Annotated in this window: 23 protein-coding genes; 7 read left to right on the top strand and 16 right to left on the bottom strand. The window is 70.0% G+C overall.

The genetic code is table 11. From position 1 onward, the window contains the following. The first annotated feature begins 59 nt into the window (after positions 1-59). The 3 genes from xylA (at position 60) to Aco03nite_RS20410 (ending at position 4,206) form a co-directional block, all read left to right on the top strand. Entirely contained in the window at positions 60-1,244 is a 1,185-nt protein-coding gene (gene xylA, locus Aco03nite_RS20420; protein ID WP_203796966.1) for a xylose isomerase, read from the top strand. Between the two features lie 2 nt (positions 1,245-1,246). Beyond that, positions 1,247-2,647, top strand: a complete 1,401-nt coding sequence (gene xylB, locus Aco03nite_RS20415) for a xylulokinase (RefSeq protein WP_203796965.1) — start codon at positions 1,247-1,249, stop codon at positions 2,645-2,647. Positions 2,648-2,733: 86 nt separating this feature from the next. Next, entirely contained in the window at positions 2,734-4,206 is a 1,473-nt protein-coding gene (locus tag Aco03nite_RS20410) for an MFS transporter (RefSeq protein WP_203797033.1), read from the top strand. Here the strand turns inward: Aco03nite_RS20410 and Aco03nite_RS20405 are convergent. From Aco03nite_RS20405 to Aco03nite_RS20375, 7 genes are all read right to left on the bottom strand, one after another. Continuing rightward, a complete protein-coding gene (locus Aco03nite_RS20405; RefSeq protein WP_203796964.1) occupies positions 4,114-5,727 on the bottom strand; it encodes a glycoside hydrolase family 13 protein in 1,614 nt (537 codons plus the stop codon). The genes Aco03nite_RS20410 and Aco03nite_RS20405 overlap by 93 nt on opposite strands. Positions 5,728-5,754: 27 nt before the next feature. Next, positions 5,755-6,474 carry an HD domain-containing protein gene (locus tag Aco03nite_RS20400; protein ID WP_203796963.1) on the bottom strand — a complete coding sequence of 240 codons (720 nt, stop codon included), beginning with the start codon at positions 6,472-6,474 and terminating at the stop codon, positions 5,755-5,757. Positions 6,475-6,516: 42 nt separating this feature from the next. Beyond that, positions 6,517-7,473: an MHYT domain-containing protein gene (locus Aco03nite_RS20395; RefSeq protein WP_203796962.1), complete on the bottom strand. Its 957-nt coding sequence runs from the start codon at positions 7,471-7,473 to the stop codon at positions 6,517-6,519. A gap of 190 nt (positions 7,474-7,663) precedes the next feature. Further along, positions 7,664-7,807 carry a GPGG-motif small membrane protein gene (locus Aco03nite_RS20390; protein ID WP_173476724.1) on the bottom strand — a complete coding sequence of 48 codons (144 nt, stop codon included), beginning with the start codon at positions 7,805-7,807 and terminating at the stop codon, positions 7,664-7,666. Between the two features lie 41 nt (positions 7,808-7,848). Next, complete coding sequence (locus Aco03nite_RS20385; RefSeq protein WP_203796961.1) at positions 7,849-8,592, bottom strand: metallophosphoesterase family protein; 744 nt, start codon at positions 8,590-8,592, stop codon at positions 7,849-7,851. Continuing rightward, complete coding sequence (locus Aco03nite_RS20380; protein ID WP_203796960.1) at positions 8,589-8,837, bottom strand: hypothetical protein; 249 nt, start codon at positions 8,835-8,837, stop codon at positions 8,589-8,591. Before Aco03nite_RS20380 ends, Aco03nite_RS20385 begins: the two co-directional genes overlap by 4 nt. A 1-nt stretch (position 8,838) precedes the next feature. Next, positions 8,839-9,423 (bottom strand): nucleotidyltransferase family protein, encoded by a 585-nt coding sequence (locus tag Aco03nite_RS20375; RefSeq protein ID WP_203796959.1) that lies wholly within the window; start codon positions 9,421-9,423, stop codon positions 8,839-8,841. A 195-nt stretch (positions 9,424-9,618) separates the two neighbouring features. On the opposite strand from Aco03nite_RS20375, the gene Aco03nite_RS20370 reads away from it, so the two are divergent. After that, complete coding sequence (locus tag Aco03nite_RS20370) at positions 9,619-10,218, top strand: dTMP kinase (RefSeq protein WP_239145304.1); 600 nt, start codon at positions 9,619-9,621, stop codon at positions 10,216-10,218. Here the strand turns inward: Aco03nite_RS20370 and Aco03nite_RS20365 are convergent. Next, entirely contained in the window at positions 10,209-10,892 is a 684-nt protein-coding gene (locus Aco03nite_RS20365; protein WP_203796958.1) for an SDR family NAD(P)-dependent oxidoreductase, read from the bottom strand. The two genes, Aco03nite_RS20370 and Aco03nite_RS20365, sit on opposite strands and share 10 nt — an antisense overlap. Before the next feature lie 527 nt (positions 10,893-11,419). Between Aco03nite_RS20365 and Aco03nite_RS20360 the strand changes: the two genes are divergently transcribed. Continuing rightward, complete coding sequence (locus tag Aco03nite_RS20360; RefSeq protein WP_203796957.1) at positions 11,420-12,421, top strand: sigma-70 family RNA polymerase sigma factor; 1,002 nt, start codon at positions 11,420-11,422, stop codon at positions 12,419-12,421. Between the two features lie 118 nt (positions 12,422-12,539). On the opposite strand, the gene Aco03nite_RS20355 is transcribed toward Aco03nite_RS20360, so the two are convergent. From Aco03nite_RS20355 to Aco03nite_RS20345, 3 genes are all read right to left on the bottom strand, one after another. Beyond that, complete coding sequence (locus Aco03nite_RS20355; RefSeq protein WP_239145303.1) at positions 12,540-13,466, bottom strand: C40 family peptidase; 927 nt, start codon at positions 13,464-13,466, stop codon at positions 12,540-12,542. Between the two features lie 386 nt (positions 13,467-13,852). After that, a complete protein-coding gene (locus Aco03nite_RS20350; RefSeq protein ID WP_203796956.1) occupies positions 13,853-14,173 on the bottom strand; it encodes a DUF3817 domain-containing protein in 321 nt (106 codons plus the stop codon). 21 nt (positions 14,174-14,194) lie between these two features. After that, positions 14,195-14,623, bottom strand: a complete 429-nt coding sequence (locus Aco03nite_RS20345) for a hypothetical protein (RefSeq protein WP_203796955.1) — start codon at positions 14,621-14,623, stop codon at positions 14,195-14,197. 369 nt (positions 14,624-14,992) lie between these two features. Between Aco03nite_RS20345 and Aco03nite_RS20340 the strand changes: the two genes are divergently transcribed. Continuing rightward, positions 14,993-15,856, top strand: coding sequence for a GAF and ANTAR domain-containing protein (locus Aco03nite_RS20340; RefSeq protein WP_239145302.1), 864 nt, complete (start codon positions 14,993-14,995; stop codon positions 15,854-15,856). Positions 15,857-15,931: 75 nt separating this feature from the next. Here Aco03nite_RS20340 and Aco03nite_RS20335 read toward each other — a convergent pair whose 3' ends face one another. The 5 genes from Aco03nite_RS20335 to Aco03nite_RS20315 form a co-directional block, all read right to left on the bottom strand. After that, on the bottom strand, positions 15,932-16,240 hold the full coding sequence (locus Aco03nite_RS20335) for an antibiotic biosynthesis monooxygenase family protein (RefSeq protein ID WP_203796953.1): 309 nt from the start codon (positions 16,238-16,240) through the stop codon (positions 15,932-15,934). 68 nt (positions 16,241-16,308) lie between these two features. Then, on the bottom strand, positions 16,309-17,946 hold the full coding sequence (locus Aco03nite_RS20330; RefSeq protein ID WP_203796952.1) for an MDR family MFS transporter: 1,638 nt from the start codon (positions 17,944-17,946) through the stop codon (positions 16,309-16,311). After that, entirely contained in the window at positions 17,943-18,356 is a 414-nt protein-coding gene (locus Aco03nite_RS20325; RefSeq protein WP_239145301.1) for a MarR family winged helix-turn-helix transcriptional regulator, read from the bottom strand. The genes Aco03nite_RS20330 and Aco03nite_RS20325 overlap by 4 nt, the downstream gene beginning before the upstream one ends. A 119-nt stretch (positions 18,357-18,475) precedes the next feature. After that, positions 18,476-19,066 (bottom strand): class I SAM-dependent methyltransferase, encoded by a 591-nt coding sequence (locus tag Aco03nite_RS20320; protein ID WP_373872621.1) that lies wholly within the window; start codon positions 19,064-19,066, stop codon positions 18,476-18,478. Positions 19,067-19,088: 22 nt separating this feature from the next. After that, positions 19,089-19,574 carry a hypothetical protein gene (locus Aco03nite_RS20315; RefSeq protein WP_203796949.1) on the bottom strand — a complete coding sequence of 162 codons (486 nt, stop codon included), beginning with the start codon at positions 19,572-19,574 and terminating at the stop codon, positions 19,089-19,091. A gap of 207 nt (positions 19,575-19,781) precedes the next feature. Between Aco03nite_RS20315 and Aco03nite_RS20310 the strand changes: the two genes are divergently transcribed. Next, positions 19,782-20,456 carry a response regulator gene (locus tag Aco03nite_RS20310; RefSeq protein ID WP_203796948.1) on the top strand — a complete coding sequence of 225 codons (675 nt, stop codon included), beginning with the start codon at positions 19,782-19,784 and terminating at the stop codon, positions 20,454-20,456. The last annotated feature ends 371 nt before the right edge of the window (positions 20,457-20,827 follow it).

The raw sequence follows: 20,827 nt of genomic DNA, 5'->3' as shown, positions 1-20,827 counted from the left end.
AAATAATTCAACCACTAAACAAATCCCCGTCGTTACACACCGTTTCGTGGAGGTAACCCGTGTCGCTCCAGGCCACACGCGAAGACAAGTTCTCCTTCGGTCTCTGGACCGTGGGCTGGCAGGCGCGCGACGCGTTCGGTGACGCCACCCGCCCGGCGCTCGACCCGGTCGAGGCGGTGCACAAGCTCGCCGAGATCGGCGCGTACGGCATTACCTTCCACGACGACGACCTGGTGCCGTTCGGCTCGGACGCCGCGACCCGGGACGGCATCGTCGCCGGGTTCAAGAAGGCGCTCGACGAGACCGGCCTGATCGTCCCGATGGTGACGACCAACCTCTTCACCCACCCGGTGTTCAAGGACGGCGGCTTCACCAGCAACGACCGTTCGGTCCGCCGCTACGCGATCCGCAAGGTGCTGCGCCAGATGGACCTCGGCGCCGAGCTGGGCGCCAAGACCCTGGTGCTGTGGGGCGGCCGCGAGGGCGCCGAGTACGACTCGGCCAAGGACGTCGGCGCCGCCCTCGACCGCTACCGCGAGGCCCTCAACCTGCTCGCGCAGTACTCCGAGGACAAGGGCTACGGCCTGCGCTTCGCGATCGAGCCGAAGCCGAACGAGCCCCGGGGCGACATCCTGCTCCCGACCGCCGGCCACGCCATCGCGTTCGTGCAGGAGCTGGAGCGCTCCGAGCTGTTCGGTATCAACCCGGAGACGGGCCACGAGCAGATGTCGAACCTCAACTTCACCCAGGGCATCGCGCAGGCGCTCTGGCACAAGAAGCTGTTCCACATCGACCTCAACGGCCAGCACGGTCCCAAGTTCGACCAGGACCTGGTCTTCGGTCACGGCGACCTGCTCAACGCGTTCTCCCTGGTCGACCTGCTGGAGAACGGCCCGGACGGCGCCCCGGCGTACGACGGCCCGCGTCACTTCGACTACAAGCCGTCGCGTACCGAGGACTTCGACGGCGTGTGGGAGTCGGCCAAGGACAACATCCGGATGTACCTGCTGCTCAAGGAGCGGGCCGCGGCGTTCCGTGCCGACCCCGAGGTGCAGGCCGCGCTCGCCGAGTCCAAGGTCGCCGAGCTGCGGACCCCGACCCTGAACCCGGGCGAGGGCTACCAGGAGCTGCTCAACGACAAGAGCGCGTTCGAGGACTACGACGCGGACGCCGTCGGCGCCAAGGGCTTCGGCTTCGTCAAGCTCAACCAGCTGGCGATCGACCACCTGCTCCGGGCGCGCTGACCGTGGCACTCGTTGCCGGGATCGACAGCTCGACGCAGTCGTGCAAGGTCGTGATCCGCGACGCCGAGACCGGGGAACTGGTCCGGCAGGGGCGTGCCTCGCACCCGGACGGCACCGAGGTGCACCCGGACGCCTGGTGGACCGCGCTCCAGCAGGCGATCGAGGAGGCCGGCGGCCTGGACGACGTGGCCGCGGCCTCGGTCGCCGGGCAGCAGCACGGCATGGTCGTGCTCGACGAATTCGGTGAAGTGGTCCGCCCGGCGCTGCTGTGGAACGACACTCGCAGCGCCGGCGCGGCCGCCGACCTGATCGCCGAGCTGGGCGGCGGCGCGGCCTGGGCGGACGCGGTCGGCATCGTGCCGGTCGCCAGCTTCACCCTGACCAAGCTGCGCTGGCTGGCCCGTAACGAGCCGGAGAACGCGGCGAGGGTGGCCGCGGTCTGTCTGCCACACGACTGGCTGACCTGGAAACTGTCCGGCTCGACCGACATCCGGGACATCAAGACCGACCGCAGCGACGCCAGCGGCACGCTCTACTGGTCCGCCAAGACCAACGAGTACCGGCACGACCTGCTGGAACTCGGGTTCGGGCGGGACCTGATCGTGCCCGAGGTGCTCGGCCCCACCGGGATCGCCGGGCACCTGCCCAACGGCGCCCCGCTGGGCCCGGGCGCCGGTGACAACGCGGCGGCCGCCCTCGGCACCGGCGCGCTGCCCGGCGACGTGATCGTGTCGATCGGCACGTCCGGCACGGTCTTCGCCTCGTCCGGGGCCGCGCCGAACGACCCGTCCGGAACGGTGGCCGGTTTCGCCGACACCACCGGCCGGTTCCTGCCGATCGTGGTCACGCTGAACGCGGCCCGGGTCCTGGACGCGGCCACCAAGCTGCTGAGTGTCGACCACGACGAGCTGTCCAAGCTCGCGCTGTCGGCGCCGGCCGGTGCGGACGGCCTGGTCCTGGTGCCCTACCTGGAGGGGGAGCGCACCCCGAACCGGCCGGACGCCACCGGCGCGGTCCACGGGCTCACCCTCAGGACGTCGACCCCGGCCCACCTGGCCCGGGCCGCCGTCGAGGGCATGCTCTGCGCGCTCGCCGACGGCCTGGACGCCCTGACCGCGACCGGCGCCGAGGCGAACCGGATCGTGCTGGTCGGTGGCGGGGCGCGCAGCGAGGCGGTCCGCCGCATCGCGCCCGCGCTCTTCGGCAAGCCGGTCCTGGTCCCGCCGCCCGGCGAGTACGTCGCCGACGGCGCGGCCCGGCAGGCCGCCTGGGTCGCCCTCGGTGGCGACACTCCGCCGGCCTGGTCGGCGGCGAGCCCCGCGGTGTACGAGGACGCGAGCGTCCCGCTGATCCGCGAGCAGTACGCGGCCGCCCAGCACGCGGTGATCGACCGCACCCGCTGACGCGCGCCACCACCGGCTCCTCCAGCCGTCTCCGGTGATCCCGGGACGGTTGGGGGAGCCGTTCAGCGGATAACCTCTACCGCGTGATGGGCAGGGGCGGTCCGGCGCACCGCGTGTACAGCGTGGTGGTCTTCGTGATCCTGGCCGCCCTGGACAACGTGGCCATCGGCCTGGTCCCACCGCTCTACGGCAGCATCGGCGGTGATCTCGGGGTCAGCGAGGGGCACATCGCCCTGGCGACGACGATCATGTTCCTGGTCAGCGCGGTCGCGGCGATCGGTTTCGCGTACGTGGGGGACCGCACCGACCGCAAACCGGTGCTGATCGCCGGCACCGTGCTCTGGGTGGCCGGCACCGCCGGTTCCGGGCTGGCCGGCAGCTACGGATGGTTCCTGGTCGCGCAGATCGTGGCCGCGTTCGGGCTGGGCGGGGTCGCCTCGGTCAGCTTCGCGGTGGTCAGCGACCTGATCTCGCCCCGGCGCCGGGGCCTGGTGATGAGCTTCTGGGGACTCTCGCAGGGCGTCGGCACCCTGGCCGGCACCCTGGTCGGCGGCATCCTCGGGCACGACGACTGGCGCCGCCCGTTCCTGGTGACCGCGGCGGCCGGACTGATCGCCACGGTCGCGTACCTGCTCACCTACGACGTGCCCCGCGGTGACAGCCAGCCGGAGCTGGCCGGGGTCGAGTACGACGAGCGCATCCGGCACGAGGACATCCCGGTCATCCTCAAACGGCGTACCAACGTCTGGTTGATCCTGCAGGGCGGCACCGCGCAGATCGCCTTCGGATCACTGGTGTGGCTGCCGGTGCTGTTCCGCGAGCGCGCCCTCGACCAGGGGTACAGCGTCGGCACGGCGGTCCTGGTCGGCAGCGTCTTCGCCACGATCTTCCAGCTGGGGGCGGCCCTGTCGATCCTCGGCGGCCTGGTCGGGGACCGTTTGCAGCGGCGTACGCCGAGGGGCCGGGCCCTGGTCGCCGCCGTCGGTGTGCTGGCCGCCGTGCCGTTCTACGTGGTCCTGTTCTTCGTCCCGATGACGATCACCGTGCCGGACGGCGCCGGGACGGGCGAGGTGATCCGGGGTGTCCTGAGCAACCTGGTCACCGAGCCGACCGTCGGGATCTGCCTGGTCATCGCGGTGTTCGCGCTGGCCCTGACGTCGGCGAACTCGCCGAACTGGTTCGCGATGATCGCCGACGTGAACCCGCCGCAGCACCGGGGCACCGTCTACAGCCTCGGCAACCTGATCAACGGCGCCGGCCGGGCCGGTGGCAACGTGCTGGTCGCGGTCGCCTTCGGCAGCCTGGCCGCGGCCTTCCCGCCACCGCTCAACTACGCGGTCGGGCTGGCCGCCTTCCAGTTCTTCTTCATCCCCACCGGGATCATGTACTGGCTGGCCAGCAGGACGGTCGCGCGGGACATGGAGGACACGCACGCCGCCCTGCTGGCGGTCGCCGAGAAGCAGGACTCAGAAGACGGCCCAGACGGTGACGTCGGTGGGGATCCGGCCGTCGGCGTCGAGCGGCTCGCTGCTCAGCAGGACCCGGGCGCCGTCCGGTAACGCGGCCGGCTCGGCCCCGAAGTTGGTCACCACCGTCACCTCGCCGTTGCGGAACGCCAGCGCGTCGGTGTCACTGGCCAGCCACACCAGCTCACCGGAGCCCAGCTCGTGGTCGCGCCGGGCGGCCAGCGCGGCCCGGTACAACTCGTAGGTCGAGCCGGGCACGTCCACCTGGCGGTCCAGGGCGTACTCGGCCCAGATCGTCGGCTGCGGCAGCCAGCTCGCGTCGGCCGGGCCGAACCCGTACGACGGGGCGTCGGCCTCCCACGGGATCGGCACCCGGCAGCCGTCCCGCCCGCGCTCGGTGTGCCCGGACCGCTCCCAGGCCGGGTCCTCGCGGTACTCGTCGGGCAGCAGCGTGTGCTCCGGCAGCCCCAGCTCCTCACCCTGGTAGAGGTAGGCCGACCCGGGCAGGCCGAGCATCAGCAGGGTGGCCGCCCGGGCCCGGCGCAGGCCGACGACCTGGTCCGGCTGCGGGTCGCCGATGCCGATGCCGGGCACCCGCTTCGAACCGGGCGCGAAGCCGAGCCGGGAGGCGTGCCGGACCACGTCGTGGTTGGACAGCACCCAGGTGGTGGTCGCGCCGACCGCGTCGTTGGCGGCCAGCGACGAGTCGATGACCGCCTTCAGCTCGGCCGGCAGCCAGGGCGCCTCCAGGTACGGGAAGTTGAACGCCTGGTGCATCTCGTCCGGCCGCACGTAGCGGGCCAGCCGCTCCTCGGGCTGCACCCACGCTTCGGCGACCAGGATGCGGCCGCCGTCGTATTCGTCCATGACGGCACGCCACTGCCGGTAGATCTCGTGCACACCCTCCTGGTCCCACATCGGCGGCGGCGGGCCGACCGGGTCCAGCCCGCCCAGGATCACCGAGGGGGCGCTCCAGTCGGTCAGGTCGGCGTCCTTGATCAGACCGTGCGCCACGTCGACCCGGAAGCCGTCCACGCCCCGGTCCAGCCAGAACCGCAGGATGTCCAGGAACTCGGCGCGGACCTCCGGGTGGTCCCAGTTCAGGTCGGGCTGGGAGACGTCGAACAGGTGCAGGTACCACTGCCCGTCCGGCAGCCGGTGCCACGCGGGGCCGCCGAAGACGCTCTGCCACGAGTTCGGCGGTTCGTCCCCCTTGCCCTCGCGGATGATGTAGCGCGCCCGCTCCGGGCTGCCGGCCGGCGACGCCAGCGCGGCCTGGAACCACACGTGGTCGCTGGAGGTGTGGTTCGGCACCAGGTCGACGATGACCTTGAGACCGAGGTCGTGGGCGGTGCCGATCAGCTTGTCGGCGTCCCCGAGCGAACCGAACCTCGGGTCCACCCCGCGGTAGTCGGCCACGTCGTAACCGGCGTCGTGCTGCGGGCTCGGGTAGAACGGCGAGAGCCACACCGCGTCGACACCCAGCTCCCGTAGCTGCGGGAGTCGTCCGGTGATGCCGGGCAGATCGCCCATGCCGTCACCGTTCCCGTCAGCGAACGACCGGGGATAGATCTGGTAGATGACAGCGTCCCGCCACCAGGCGTCAGTAGGCATGGCCCCACGATAGGTCGACCTCGAGGGTCACCCGTCGAGGATCGCGGCGAATCGTTCCTCGGCCAGGTCGAGCTGGTCCAGGATGTGCTCCTTGGCCTGGGTGGAGAGCGGTGTGTCCGGGCGTCCGACCAGCTCACGCAGCGTGGGGACGAGCGGGCGGTACTTGCCGGCCGACCGGTACGCCTTGTCGAGCGTGGTGTGAATCACGCCGACCCCGTTGTCGGTGAAGTCCGAAATCTTGATCACCCGGGCCCACGGATCCCGCTCCAGCTTCTCCGCCACATGGGTGCGGTACTGCTCGTTCCGGTCCCGCTCCGGGTCGTACTCCGGGTTGGTGACCGACCGGACCAGCTCGGCCACCCGCGGGTTGAACCGCCGGGCCAGCTCGGCCAGCGCGGCCTCGGTCATCTCGGTGTGCGAGCCGCCCGGGTCCACCCCGCCCAGTTCGGCCGGGTGGTCCTCGGCGGCGTCGTGCAACAGTGCCGCGACCAGCACGTCGACATCACGCACCTGGTAGTAGCGGATGATCCGGATGGCCACCCGGAGCAGATGGTTCACGTAGGGTTCGCGGACCCGGCGGTCGTCGGCGTGCAGTGCGGAGGCCAGCTCCAGTGCCTCGGTCAGGGTCTTGCGCTCGTCGCTGTCGAAGGACTCCAGTTCCAGAGCGAATCGGTCACGTAGGCCGGCTTCGCCGTACACCTCGGTGATGGCGTGCAGTGGCATCGAGAGCAGCATCCGTGGTGCCATGCCGATCAGATATACCGGATCAACGGTCGCGATGGGTTTCGATCAGCTCCCGGATGTGGCCGGTGGCGCGTTCGGCGCCGGTGCGGGTGACGGCCGGACCGCGGGACGTGGCCCGGGAGAGGGACGGCCGCCGGTGATCCGGCCGGTGGCCACCGCCCGGGCGGCCGGGCTGAGCCGGATGGCACCCACCGACGGCTGCTTCAGCGTCCACGGCTGCGGAGGTTCGGCGTGCACCCCGCGCTTCGGGGTGCCGGCGCCGTCGGTGAACTCCTCCTCGGTCATCGCCTGCAGCGCGCTCAGCGCCACCCCGACGATGGTGGCCGTGGTGATCAGGATGATCGGGACCAGCATGTTCAGCGGCCGGATGCCGTCCGCCTGCGGGGCGCCCGCCGGATGCAGCTCGATCGACATGGCGGCCATCCCGGTGTAGTGCATCCCGCAGACCGCGACGCCCATCACCGCGGCGGCCGCGGTGACCTTGGCCCAGCCGCGCACCGAGACGGCGAACCAGAGGGCGATGGTGCTGGCCGCGATCGCGATCAGCGCCGAGGCGGCCACCAGCACCGGGGAGTAGTGGACCTCCGCGGACAGTCGGATCCCCTCCATGCCGGTGTAGTGCATGGCGATCACGCCGCCACCGGTGATCAACCCGGCGGCCAGGGTCTTGCCCACCCCGCGGCGGCCGTGCCCGACCACCATCAGCCCCACCCCGACGGTGAGCACCGAGAACACCAGGCTGAGCAGGGTCAGTCCCAGGTGGTAGCGGACCGGGCTGTCCGGGACGTCGAATCCCAGCATCGCGGAGAAGTGCATCAGCCAGATCCCGCCGCCTCCGATGGAGAAGGCGCCGATCAGCAGCCAGCGATTGCGGCGGCTGCGCGTACGCGCGTCCCGGGCCCGGCCGGCGCAGAGCAGACCGAGGAAGGAACCGAGAAACGCCAGAAGATATGCGGCTATCGGGTTGTAGACACCGTAGGTGAAGTGATGGACGTCGGCCACGCCGGGATTGAGTCAGATATCAGCGACGGTACATCGCACGTTCTGTGCGGCGGGGCCCGAAAGATAAGGCCGGCGGGGCCCGAAAGAGAAGCCGGAAAAGGAGGAACCGGAGTCACCGAGGACGAGTCCGCATCGGACGCGCCCGCGGCGACCCCGGTTCAGGGTCGGTACAGCGGTTTCGGCTGGGGGATCAGGTGAAGATGCTGACGCCGCCGGGACCCACCAGGAGACCCACGATGATCAGCACAACGCCCCACAGGATCTGCCGCCGGAAGAGAGCGAGAACACCGGCGACCACGAGAACAACGGCGAGAATCCAGAGCAACAGGTCCATGTCCAGTCGATACCCGGACCCTCCGAAACGGAAACCTTGATTTACGCCGGTACGAGTTGAGAATCCACTGTTTCGGACAGCAACTGGTAGACGTTGTACGCCTGCTTGATCACCGGGTGCGCGACGTTCCGGACCGGAACCCCGCCGGGTGTCCGCCCGCGCTCCGAACCGTGGTGCGCGTGCCCGTGCAGGGCCAGCGCCGTCGGGGCCGAGTCGATCGCATTGCCGAGCTGGTAGCAGCCCAGGAACGGGTAGATCTCCAGCGGCTCCCCGGCCAGGGTCTCCGGCACCGGCGCGTAGTGGGTGAGCGCCACCAGGGCGTCGCACCGCACCGAGCGCAGCGACTCGCCGAGCCGGTCGGCGATGTCCTCGGTGGTCCCGACGAAGTCCTTCATCTCCCGCTCGCCGAAGTTGCTGGCGCACGCCCCGGCGAACCCGCCGCCGAACCCCTTCGCGCCGGCGATCCCGAGCCGGTGCCCGTTGATCTCCAGCACCGTCGAGGAGCACTCCAGCACGGTGATCCCGGCGTCGGTCAGCACCTCGGTGACCTGCTGCTGCTGGTCGCTCTGGTGATCGTGGTTGCCGAGCACCACCACGACCGGCACGGCCAGGCCACCGAACTCGGTGGCGAAGCACTTCGCCTCGTCGGGTGTCCCGTGCCGGGTCAGGTCCCCGGCGATCAGCAGCGCGTCGGCCCGGTCCGGCAGCTGTTCCAGTGCGGGCCGGTAGCGGCCCACCACGTCCTTGTCCACGTGGACGTCGCCCACGGCGGCGATCCGGATCATGAAATCTCCTCCACCTCGCTCGGCGCCTGCGCCCGGGTGATGCCGATGTCGCAGGTGATCTCGATCTCCGGGAACCGCCCGGTGATCTGGCGGCAGATCTCGTCGCGCCGCTCGGCGCTCTCCACCTCCCCGCCGAGCACCACCACGTTCTCCCGGCGGTGCACGGTGATGCCCTGCTCGGCGATGCGATCGTGCTCGGTGAGCAGGCGCTGGATCTCGGCTTCGAGATCGAATTGAACAGTCATCTCATCCCCCTACCCTCAGTTCCCGCCCGTCCGGGTGCGGCACGACGTCCAACCGGTCGACAAGGACGAAGAACGCTTCCGCGTACGGCGAGTCGCCGGTCTCCCGCCGGACCCGCTCCCAGTCGATCTGCTCGCGCAACGACCGGGCGACCGGCAGCCCGGTGGCGAAATCGCAGTAGTGCTGGCTGTAGCTGAGCAGCTTGTGGACCATCAGCCGGGTGGCCGAGACCACCGGCATGTAGATCGCCTCGACCGAGATCTGATCGGTGTCCGCGAGCGTCGCGTCGTCCACCGGCGACTCCACCGGCCGGTAGATCAGGTCCACCATCCGGCCCTCGTCGAAGACCTTCACCAGCCAGTCCTCCGGTGGCTGTTCGGTCTGGAAGCCGGCCTGCGACAGTTCCTGCAGAGCCCGTTCCTTGTCCTGCTCGCGAATCAGGAAGTCCACGTCGTGATCGCTGGAATAACCGCCGCGGGCGTACACGGCGAAGCTCCCGCCCAGGGCGAAGGGGATGTCCGCGCCCTTGAGAATCGACGCGACCCGTTTCAAGGTGATGGCCAAACCCTCGTCCACACGGTGTGGCATGCCGACCCTCCTGTCCGTGTCTGATTCGTTCACGACTACCCGGAGCAGCGGCGCCTTGAACCCCCTCGGCTCATTCTGGGGGACTGAATCGGTCCTTCGCCGTGGAACGCAATGTGCAGACGGGCGTTACCGTTGGTTGGTATGGCTCTCATGGCGCAGTCCCAACCGGTTTCGGCCCCCCGATATCCCAGCCGGATGCCGCGCACGATCGCACTGGTCGGTATCGACGGCTCCGGCAAGACCACCCAGGCCCGCACCGTCGCCGCTGAGCTGGCAGCCGCCGGGTTTCCGGCCGTGTACCGGCAGAACGCCGGGGGGCGGCACTGGTTCGGCCGGATCGCGGTGATGGTCGGCCGGACCGACGCCGAGGATCTGCTCGGCCGTCGCGGGACGCTCGCCGTCGAGTCGGTGCTGCGCTGGTTCGCGATCGTCCGGACCCTGCTGCGCCGGGCCGTGACCCGGGAGATCGCCGTGATGGACCGGTACGCGGTGTGCCAGTTCGCCAGTCTGCGGGCCCACGGCGCCCGGCCGGCCGCGATCCGCCGGGCCCGGCTGGCCTACCGCCTGTTCCCGCAGCCGGACGTGATGTTCTTCCTGGCCGTCGACCCCGAGGTCGCCCAGGACCGGATCGAGCGGCGCGGCTACGACACCGAGACCATGGACTACCTGATGGCCGCCGACGCCGCCTACCGCGCCCTCCCGGAGTACCCGAGGTTCGTGGTGATCGACGCCAACGGCACCCCGGAGCAGGTCACCAAGGCGATCCGTACCGAGCTGGAAGCCGGTCAGGCCTGACCGTAAACCGGGATCCGTGCCCCGCTGACCCGGGCCGACTCGTCGGAGCAGAGGAAGAGGACCGTCGCGGCGATCTCGGCCGGGCTCACCCAGCGGCCGTGGTCGGCGTCCGGCATGGCGGCCCGGTTCGCCGGGGTGTCGATCACGCTGGGCAGCACCGTGTTGCAGCGCACGCCCCGCTTGCGGTACTCGACGTCGACCGCGGCGGCGAACGCCAGCACCGCGGCCTTGGCGGTCACGTAACCGGCCGCGCCGGGGAAGGGCGAGACCGCGGCCCGGGACGACACGCAGACCACCGAGCCACCGCCGGCGCCGATCAGGTGCGGCAGGGCCGCCGCGGTGGTCAGGTAGGTGGGCCGCAGGTTCATCGCGAGCATCGCCTCGAAGTCCTCGACCGGGGTGTCCGCGATCAGCCCGCCCGCGGCGAATCCGCCGACCAGGTTGACCACCGCCCGCAGCGGCCGGTCCGGGTCGCCCGCCGCCTCGGCGACCACGGCGGCGGTGTCGGCCGCCACCGTGAGATCGGCCGCGACCGCGACGGCGCCGGCCGGAACCGCGCTCTGCCGGCCGGGCCGCACCGGGGCGACCACGCGCCAGCCGGCGGCCAGGAAAGCGTCGATCGTGGCGGAGCCGAGCCCGCCGGCACCGCCGGTGACGAGAGCTGTCTTGGTCATGACGTGCAGCCTGTCACACCGTCGTGGATGTGCTCTTCCTCACTCGACGGGAGGCCGGGCCGCCACCTGGGAATGTTCCGTGTCCACGCAGCGTCACCCGAGTGGGCGAGTGAAGTGTGGAGTGACAGGGCGCATTGTGACCGATGGCCCCGGTTCCACCCACGGAATCCGGATCTTTTCGCGGGGCGTTTGTTTCAGGCCTCTTGTCGTTCGGCCGATGCTGCACATGAACCCCACGGGCACGAAACACGTACTCGGGGGTGACGGACATCGCGTCGCCCAGGGTGATGCCCGTCGCTGTGACGATGAGAGGCCGATGGTGTTATGAGTCGCGCAAAGGGTATCCGACCGTCAGCACGACGGTCGCGAAGATGCCGCACTCAGGGATCGCGCACTGGGCTCTCAGGTACCACCCAGGCATTCGTGACACTTTCGACCCACCGGACGGAATCAGTCCGACTAGCAATTTGTTATGTGGATGTCAGCAACCGCAATGCACGAGCTGCGGACGTTACGGGAGAGGGCTGATGGACGCAGGTAATGCCCGTAACAGGGTTAGTGACGGCAATGAGGGGACCGTGGGCAACGTGGAGAAGAGCACCGTGATGCGTACCGATCAGGTTGCCGAAGAGCGCGACCTCGTCGGAGTCTACCTGCACGAGATCTCCCGGACGCCGTTGTTGGACGCCGCACGTGAGGTCGAACTCTCCAAGGCGATCGAGGGCGGCCTCTACGCCGAGCACCTGCTCGAGACGGGCGAGATCCGGCGCGGCATCAGCCGGGAGGAACTGGAACGTCTCGTCACCGAGGGCCAGAAGGCCAAGGACCTGTTCATCCGGGCCAACCTTCGTCTGGTCGTGTCCATCGCCCGCCGCTACGTCCGGTCCGGCATGCCGATGCTGGACCTGATCCAGGAGGGCAACACCGGTCTGGTCCGCGCGGTCGAGAAGTTCGACTACGAGCGCGGCTACAAGTTCTCCACCTACGCCACCTGGTGGGTGCGGCAGGCGATCAGCCGGGCCATCGCCCAGCAGGAGCGCACCGTCCGGCTCCCCGTGCACCTGGTCGAGGACGTCAACCGGATGCGTAACGTCACCCGCCAGCTCGTTCGTGAGCTGGGCGGCGACCCGGAGCCGGAGCAGGTCGCGGCCGCTCTGGGCGTGACCGTCGAACGCGTCAACGAGCTGACCCGCTGGGCGCAGGACACCGTCTCGCTGGACACCCCGGTCGGCGACGACGGCGACACCAACCTCGGTGACCTGGTGGCCGACAGCGACGCCCCGAGCCCCGAGGAGATCGTCCTCAACGCCCTGGAGCGCCAGCGCATCGAGGGCCTGCTCAACCACCTCGACGACCGTTCGGCCGGCATCATGCGGGCGCGGTACGGGCTGGAGGACGGCCGCGAGCACTCGCTGACCGAGGTGGCGTCGCGCTTCTCGCTCAGCCGGGAGCGGATCCGCCAGCTGGAGATCCAGGCGCTCGGCCGGCTGCGTGAGCTGGCCCGTGCGGAGGGCCTGCAGGCCGCCTGATCCGGCCGCTGAAACGATCAAGGCCGGTGCCCCCGATCCGGGGGCGCCGGCCTTTTCGTGGTGCGGGACTTCCTGGCGGTGCGTTCCGGTCCGATCGAACCGGAACGCACCCGGGGTGCTACTTGACCCGGCCGTAGCCGTTCGGGGTCATGATGTTCATCGTGCGGTGCAGCACGTCCCGGCCCGCCGACGGCGCGTCGATGATCATGCCGCCGCCGACGTAGATCGCGACGTGCGCGTTGTTCCGGTAGAAGACCAGGTCACCGGGCTTCAGGTCGGCCTTGCTGATCCGCGCGGTGGCGCTGTACTGCGCGGCGGCGTTGTGCGGCAGCGACTTGCCCGCCTCCTGCCAGGACCGCGAGGTCAGACCCGAGCAGTCGTACGAGCTGGGGCCCGCGTCGCCGAAACCGTACGGCTTGCCGATCTGCTTGAACGCGAACGTGACCGCCACACCGGCCGAACCGGCGATGGTCGGGATCTTGCCGGTGTAGGAACCGCCGCTGCCACCCTCGGTGGGGCTGCCGTAGACGGTCTCCCGCATCTCGTACAGATCGGCGAGATCGGTCTTGTACTTCTTCTCGGTCGCCGCCAGCTCGGTGGACTGGGCCTGCTGCTTCTTCAGCGTGCTCGCCAGCGCCGCCTTACGGTCGGCGAACGACTGGGTGGTCTCGCTGAAGGTGTCGATGTCCTGCTGGTTGGTGCGCTGGATCTGCTCCAGGAACGCCAGGCGCTCCATCAGGTTCTCCGAGTCACCGCTCACGATCACGGTCAGCGGGCCGGTGCGACCCTGCATGTACTCGGTGGTGGCGATGGTGCCCACCTTGGCCTTGGCCTCGTCGAGGGCGGCCTGGGCCGGCTTCAGGGAGGCCTCCAGCTTGACGCTGTCGGCCTTGGTCTTCTTGATGTCCAGGCGAACCTTGTTGAACTGCTCCGAGATGTCCTCGAGTTTCTCCGAGGCCACCTCGATCTTCTTCTTGAGCTCTTTCTCGGTCGGAGCGGCGTGTGCAGCCGTCCCGCCCGAGACGGTGATCGCGAACGCCGTCATCGCGACCACGAGCGCCCGGAACCTGTTTCGGGGGTGTGGCACTGGGTCAGGGGCCTTTCTTCCGCTGGCCGCCCACCGGGTCGGCGGGACGGTGAGGCTGGAAGAGAGGCCCTGTCCACGTCGGCTGTCCCGGCCCGGATCACGAAACGACCGCCGCCCCGGGGGTCAGGACGGCGGATCGCCAAGTATTGATCGGCGGCGTTGGCCGGCGCCACCCGAGGGGTTGTGGCTGCGGACCGGACCAACCGCATTAACCTATCGACGGAAGAAAAGAAATCAAGACCTTGGCGAGTGATTTTTACCAATGGCCGGTCTTGCGTGTTTAATCCAGATAACGGCCCGTTATCTGTCGCCCCCGGAGCGTTATTCCGGACTCATGTTCCGGACTATTCGCTCAGTGCCGGCTCGGTTACCGGGATCCACTTCCGGGTCACCTGACGCTCGGCCCAGAACGAGAAGAAGGGGATCGTGCCGGCCAGCATCACCAGGATCATCCGGCCGAAATCCCACTTCGCACGACGCGACAGGTCGAACGTGAGCACCAGATACACCATGTAGAGGAAACCGTGGAACGGGCCCACCGTCTCGACCACGATCGGGTTGTCGGTGGGGCCGTACTTCAACGGCATGCCCACGACGACGAGGGCGATCAGGACCACGCCGACGATCCAGGCGATGATCCGGTAGCGGGTGAGGGCTCCCTGCACGGTCGGTGACTCCTTCTTGCTTTATTTGTGGGGGACGCGGCCCGGATAGTCGGACGGCCCGGCACCCGGGTGGGCGGCGAGCCAGGCCAGGTAGTCGTTGTAGGCGTCCAGCTCGGGATCGGGGGTCTCCTCCGGGCGGGCGACCGCGACCCGGACCGGGCGGCCCAGGGTCACCGGCGCGCCCGGCTCGACGGCGCCGGCCCGGAGCGCCGGCTCGGGCTCGGTCACCGGCTGCCCGGCGGCCTTACGGCGGGCCAGCTGCATCTCGCGGACCCAGATGAAGACCACAAAACCGCCGAAGACCGGCCACTGGAACATGTAGCCATAGCTGATCGAATTGCCGTCGGCGGCGCGGCTGAACTGCCACCACCCCAGCGCGAGGCAGGTCGCGGTCATCGCGAGCGCGAGCAGATGGCGGGCCATCCACGCCGGAGTCCACAGCCCCTTCATGCCCTGAGCGTACCGGCGGGTTCGATCCGTCCTGATCAGGGCATCACGCATGGTGTAACTCACGTCACAAGGCCTTACGGAATCGTGGGCCGGTGCCGACGGTTGTGAACGAATGCCGGTGTGCCCAGTGTCCCCGGGCCTCACTCAACGCCTGCACGGAATACCGTTCGGCTGGAGCCGTGTTGAGCCACTCGCCGCGAGGCGACCTGCACACCGGCATTCGCGCCGCCTCTCGGGAGTCTCCGAGGGGCGGCGCAGTACTTTCCGCAACGTGGTGAATGTCGCGGATCGAGGTTTATCCGGTCAACACCCCCCGATCGGGGCACATGATCGCGCATGATTGCGGATAGACGTGGCAATATCCGTCGGGTGTCTGCCCCGAAACGGCGAGTCCCGGCCGCGCAGCGTGGCGCCCGGCTGACCCGGCGCACCCCTGAAGACGGCGCCACCTCACCGGTCATTCCCCGTCGCTCCGGCAAACGCTCCGGCAAGGGTTCCGGCCGGCGCTCCGGTCAGCGCGGTGGTCCCGCCCGGCACGCCGCCCCGCCCGGCCCCGCCGCCGGGCCGCACCCCGTGGAGATCGCCGGGCACCTGCACGAGCTCACCGTCCGCCTGCTCGCCGCGGACTCCCTCACTCAGGCTCTGGACCGGCTCGCCGCCGCCACCGCCGCCCTGCCCGGGGTGGTGCGCTGCTCCGTCGTGCTGATCGGCGAGGGCGGACCGCTCACCGAGGCCGCCGCCGGGCCGGCGGGCGAGACCTTCGACCGGTTGCAGTACGCGGACAGCAGCGGCCCCGGCCTCGAAGCCGCCCGCACCCGCACCGTGGTCACCGCCGCCGATCTCGCCGCCGACCAGCGGTGGCCGGAGCTGTGGGACGCGGCCCGCGCCGACGGCCTGCGCGCGGTCGCCGCCATCCCGCTGGACGTGCGGCGCACCGCGGTCGGAGCGGTGAGCGTCTACCCCGACCGGCCCGGCGACCTGGACCCGGAGGTGATGGTCACCGCGATGGCCCTGGCCGGGCAGGCCGAGGTGCTCCTCGGCGAACTGCGCCGGCGCGAGGCCCTGACCGAGGGCGCCGAGGTGGACCGGGCGGTCGGCGTGATCATCGCCCAGCGCGGCTGCGGTGTGCAGGAGGCCTACGCCGTCCTCCAGGAGAGCGCCCAGCGCCTGGGCCTGGACCGGGGCACCATCGCCGCCCGCCTGGTGACGGCCGCCGCCCGCAACGCCGAGTGACCCACCCGCGGGCACGGGAACGGCGAGGAAGCGGGGATCTCTCCGCCCGCCGCCTCGCCGTGGGGCGTGCCGGATTCAGCTCGGCTTGTCGACCGACTGGATGACCTCGAACTCCAGGAGGCTGGCGCCGCTGGCGACCGGCTTGGCCCGCTCGCCGGCGTGGGCCTCCTTGGCGCGGCCGTTCGACCAGTTCTGGAAGTCCTCCTCGGTCTCCCAACGGGTGTAGACGAAGTAGCGGGTCTCGCCGGCCACCGGGCGCAGCAGCTCGAAGCCGAGGAAACCGGGCGAGTTCTCCACCGCGCCGTGGCGGGCGGCGAACCGCTTCTCCAGCTCGGGGCCGGCGCCCTCGGGAACCTCAATCGCGTTGATCTTCACAACAGCCATGCCGCCACGCTACTTCGCCCCACGGAGAAACCACGGGGCCCGGTTCCCCGTACCCCCGCAATCGGCCCTTAGATCTGGCCCTCGGCCGCCTCGGCGGCTCTGGCCTGTTGGGCGGACCGCTGGGCCAGTGGGATCTCGGGCAGGAAGAAGACCACGATCAGGCCGATGATCATGATGAAGAAGGCGATCAGGTAGACCACGTGCACGCTGTCGGCGAAACCGACCTTGAACGGGTGCGAGACCGCGTCGGAGAGCTTGGTCAGGAACGACGTGTCGGACAGGCCGGCGCCGCTGGTGGCCGTGGACAGGATCTGCGCCTGGGCCGGATCGGCGGCCAGCGCCTGCTGGAACGCCGGAGTCGCCTGGGCCGTCGTGTACGCCTTCTCGATGTTGGCCGGCAGCACGTTGAACAGCACCGACAGGAACACCGCGGTGCCCAGCGTGCCGCCCATCGAGCGGAAGAACGTGACCGCGCCGGTGGCCGTGCCGATCTGCCGGGGTGACACCGCGTTCTGCACGGCGGTGATCATCGGCTGCATGTTGCCGCCCAGGCCGAGACCCATCAGGACCATCACCAGCATGGTCTGCCACAGCGGGGTGTCCGCGCCGATCAGCGAGAACAGGAAGAGCGCGGCCACCATGAAGACGCTGCCGACGATGGGGAAGATCCGGTATCTGCCGGTACGCGAGATCAGCTGACCGGAAATGATCGAGCCGGTCATGATGCCCAGCACGAACGGGATCATCTGCAGGCCGGCCTCGGTGGCCGTCGAGCCCTTCACGATCTGCAGGTAGAGCGGCACGGTCATCAGGCCACCGAACATCGCCATGCCGAGGATCGTGCTGGCGGTCACCCCCACCGCCACGGTCCGCTTGCCGAGCAGGGTCAACGGCAGCAGGGCCTCGTCCTTGTACGCCCGCTCGGCCAGCACGAAACCGACCAGGCCGATCGCGCCGACCACAAAACAGGCGATCGAGCGGGTCGAGTCCCAGCCCCACTCCCGGCCCTGCTCGGCCACGGTCAGCAGCGGCACCAGGGCGACGACCAGGGTGACCGCGCCGGGCCAGTCGATCCGGTGGTCGACCCGGTGGTGCGGCAGGTGCAGCACCCTGGCGACCACGGCCATCGCGGCCAGGCCGATCGGCACGTTGATGAAGAACACCCAGCGCCAGCCGTCGGTCCAGAGCAATTCGTCGGCGCCCGCGAAGAAACCGCCCATGATCGGGCCGAGCACACTCGCGGTGCCGAAGACGGCGAGGAAGAAGCCCTGGTACTTGGCGCGCTCACGGGGCGGGACGATGTCACCGATGATGGCCAGCGCGAGCGACATCAGACCGCCGGCGCCGAGACCCTGGATGGCCCGGAAGGCGGCCAGCTGCCACATGTTGTCGGAGAAGCCGCAGAGCAGCGAGCCGACGATGAAGATGCCGATGGCGAGCAGGAAGAACGGACGCCGGCCGTAGATGTCGGACAGTTTGCCGTACAGCGGGGTGGCGATCGTCGACGTGATCAGGAATGCCGTGGTGGCCCAGGCCTGCAGATTGAAGCCGTTCAGGTCGTCGGCGATGGTCCGGGTCGCGGTCGCCATGATCGTCTGATCCAGCGCGGCGAGGAACATGCCCATCATCAGGCCGCCGAGGATCGTCAGGATTTGGCGGTGGGTGAATTCCACCGGCGCGTGCGCCGGTGGGGCTGGGTGGCTCACGAAGTCTCCCGTGGGGGTGGGTCGGAGCGCAGGTGCGCCTCGACCGCGTCGTTGAACTCTTCGAAAAGATCGGTGAACGCGCCGACCCGGTCGGCCGGCCAGTCCGCCAGCACCTGGGACAGCATCGCCACCCGGGCCGTGCGGACGCGCTCGCACGCGGCCACCCCGGCCTCGGTCACGGCCAGCCGGGAGGCGCGGCCGTCCGCCGGATCCGCCTCCCGGCGGGCCAGCCCCGCCTTCACCAACTGGGCGGCCTGACGGCTGACCGTCGACGGATCCGCCCCTTTGATCTCGGCCAGGTCGGTGACTCGCATCGGGCCCATCGATCGCAACGGCGGTAGCAGCATCAACGCGGAGAACTCGGCACCGAGGTCCCCGGTCTTGAGCATGCCCCGGAATCGCGCCCCCATCCGGACCAACCGCGTGATTTCCTCGGCCAGCCGGGTGGATTGCTGTTCGTGCACGATGGGCCTCCGGTCAGATATGCGTGTAGCGTACAACTTGTTGCTTGATGAATGCATCTGGATTGCTACTTCATCCGCCAGACGCCGGTGGGCAGCGCCTCGGTCTCCTCCAGATGGGCCGGGACCGGCACGGTGTACTCGGTGACCAGCTCGAACAGGCGCTCAGGGAAGAAGCCCCGGCCCGGGTCGCCGACCAGCACGGTCGCGCCGTTCTTCCGGAAGCCGCGCAGGGTGGCGACCATCTTCGGGGCCACGATCGGGCTGTAGAAGACGTCGCCGGCCAGCACCACGTCGGGGTCGTCGACCCGGGCGGCCAGCGACAGGCCGTTGGCGGAGGCGTTGCGATGGGCCGCCTCGACAGCGGCCGGGTCGACGTCGGTGCAGGCGACCGCCGAGGCGCCGCAGTGCGCGGCGGCGACCGCGGCTACCCCCGAGCCGGTCGCCACGTCCAGCACCCGCCGGCCGGCCACCAGCGACGGATCGTCCAGCAGGTGGCGGGCCAGCGCCTGACCGCCGGCCCAGGCGAAGGCCCAGAACGGCGGCGGTTGATCGCTGTGGAAGTCACCGCCGGTCACTTCGAAGAGCCCGACCGGCGCGGTGACGAGGAACAGGGAGATCTCCGGGGCGAACGGCACCGGAGTCAGGGCAGTGGGCAGCACCCCACGATTGTCGCGGGGCTCAGCCGATCGGCTGAGGGTCACCCGCCATGATCAGTTTCGCGCGGTACTCGGCGCGGGCCTCGGCCGCCCACGGGGCGTCCTCGTCCTCCAGCAGCGGCCGGGACGCCAGGAAGGCGGCGGCGGCCAGCGGGCGGGCGGCCCGGGCGGCGGGACGGCCGGCAGCGGTGGCGAGCAGCTGATCGAAGGTGGCCGTGTCCACGTGCACCCGGTCGGCGAGCAGCCGGGCCCGGCCCCGCCCGGTGGCGACCACCGAGTCCCGGCGGCGTACGCCCGGCTCCAGGTGCTCGCGGAGAATGCCCAGATCGTGCTTCACCGTGTCGGCGGGAACACCCAGCGTGCCGGCCAGCTCCACAAGCGACCACTCGCCCCGCAGGGCCAGCAGTGCCAGGAGCTGCCGGGGACGCGCGCCACCGAGGTCGTCACCGGTCAGGCGAATGCCACGGGTGCGGACCTCAAGGCGGCCGAAGAGCTGGATGTCGTGCATGATCGAGAACTGTGCTGCCCGGTGGACAGTGCCGACAAGACCCAAAGCGAGGGGGTGTCTCGGCCGAACGACTGGTCATCACGTCCACTCGGAGGCAACCGGCCGTCGGCCGTTCCGGTGGGCAGCCTGTTGGTAGGGAAGGCAGTTCGTCGGGTAATCCTTAGACTGCGCGGAGCCCGTCGTGGGCGGGAGAAGAAAGGGTGGCGTATGAACAGCGGCGAGACGATCACTGTGCTCGTCGTCGACGGTCACCAGACCTTCGCCGAACTCCTGGGACACGCTCTGGCAGGTCAGCCCGATCTGCACTGTGTGGGGTACGCCGGCACCGGCGCCGAGGCGATACGCCTCGCGGCCGAGTTGTCGCCCCACGTGATCGTCATGGACCCGGAACTGTCCGATGCCGACGGCATCGCGATCGCCGAGCTGATCCGGGTGCGCCAGCCCGACTCCCGTGTGGTGATCCTCACGGCCAGCGAGGACCAGACCCTCGTCCGGCGGGCGACCACCGCCGGGGCCGCCGGCTTCATCTCCAAGAACGGCGCTCTCGGTGACGTTCTCAATGCTCTGCGCACCGCCCACCGCGGCAGCATGACCGTCTCCACCGACATCCTCGCCCGGCTGCTGCGCAGCACCACCCCACCGGTCGCCGGCCAGCGGGGGAACGTGCTGGCCCCGGGTGGTCTCACCGCCCGCGAGGACGAGGTCCTGCAGCTGATGGCGGCCGGTCTGGACGCCCGCGCGGTGGCCCGCCGGCTGGGCATCAGCGTGCACACCTGCCGCGGATATCAGAAGGCGGTGCTCGCCAAACTGGGGGCGCACAGCCAACTGGAGGCGGTCGCCATCGCCACCCGGCGCGGATTGGTCCGGCCTGACCCGCGGTAAATCTCCGATCACTCATCCGGGAAGCAGTTCCTTACGTACTCCTCCCGGGGGACACACCGTGGGTGCGCTGCAGGGAGGAAACGTGGACCGTACCGCCGCTGTCGGCGACACGTCCGAACCAGGCGAACAACCGCCGGGCGGACGGCTGCCGCGACGCCGGCCGCAGGCCAATCGACCGGATGTCGGCGGGGAGCCGGTCGCCTGGTTCGGCGGAGGAGATCAGCCGGGGGACGGGGCGCTTTCCTCACCCGTCGCACCATCCGCGTCTTCTGCCTCTTCATCTCTTTCTTCACCTTCCGCACTTTCCAGTCCGGTCGCGCGGCCGTCGTCGGCGCCTCCGGCGGGGCCCAAACCGGTGTCGTCGCCGCCCG

The sequence above is a fragment of the Actinoplanes couchii genome, from assembly GCF_016862075.1.
Taxonomy (GTDB): domain Bacteria; phylum Actinomycetota; class Actinomycetes; order Mycobacteriales; family Micromonosporaceae; genus Actinoplanes; species Actinoplanes couchii.
Note: the sequence above shows the minus strand (reverse complement) of the source record. Positions and strands in the feature narration are given on the sequence as shown.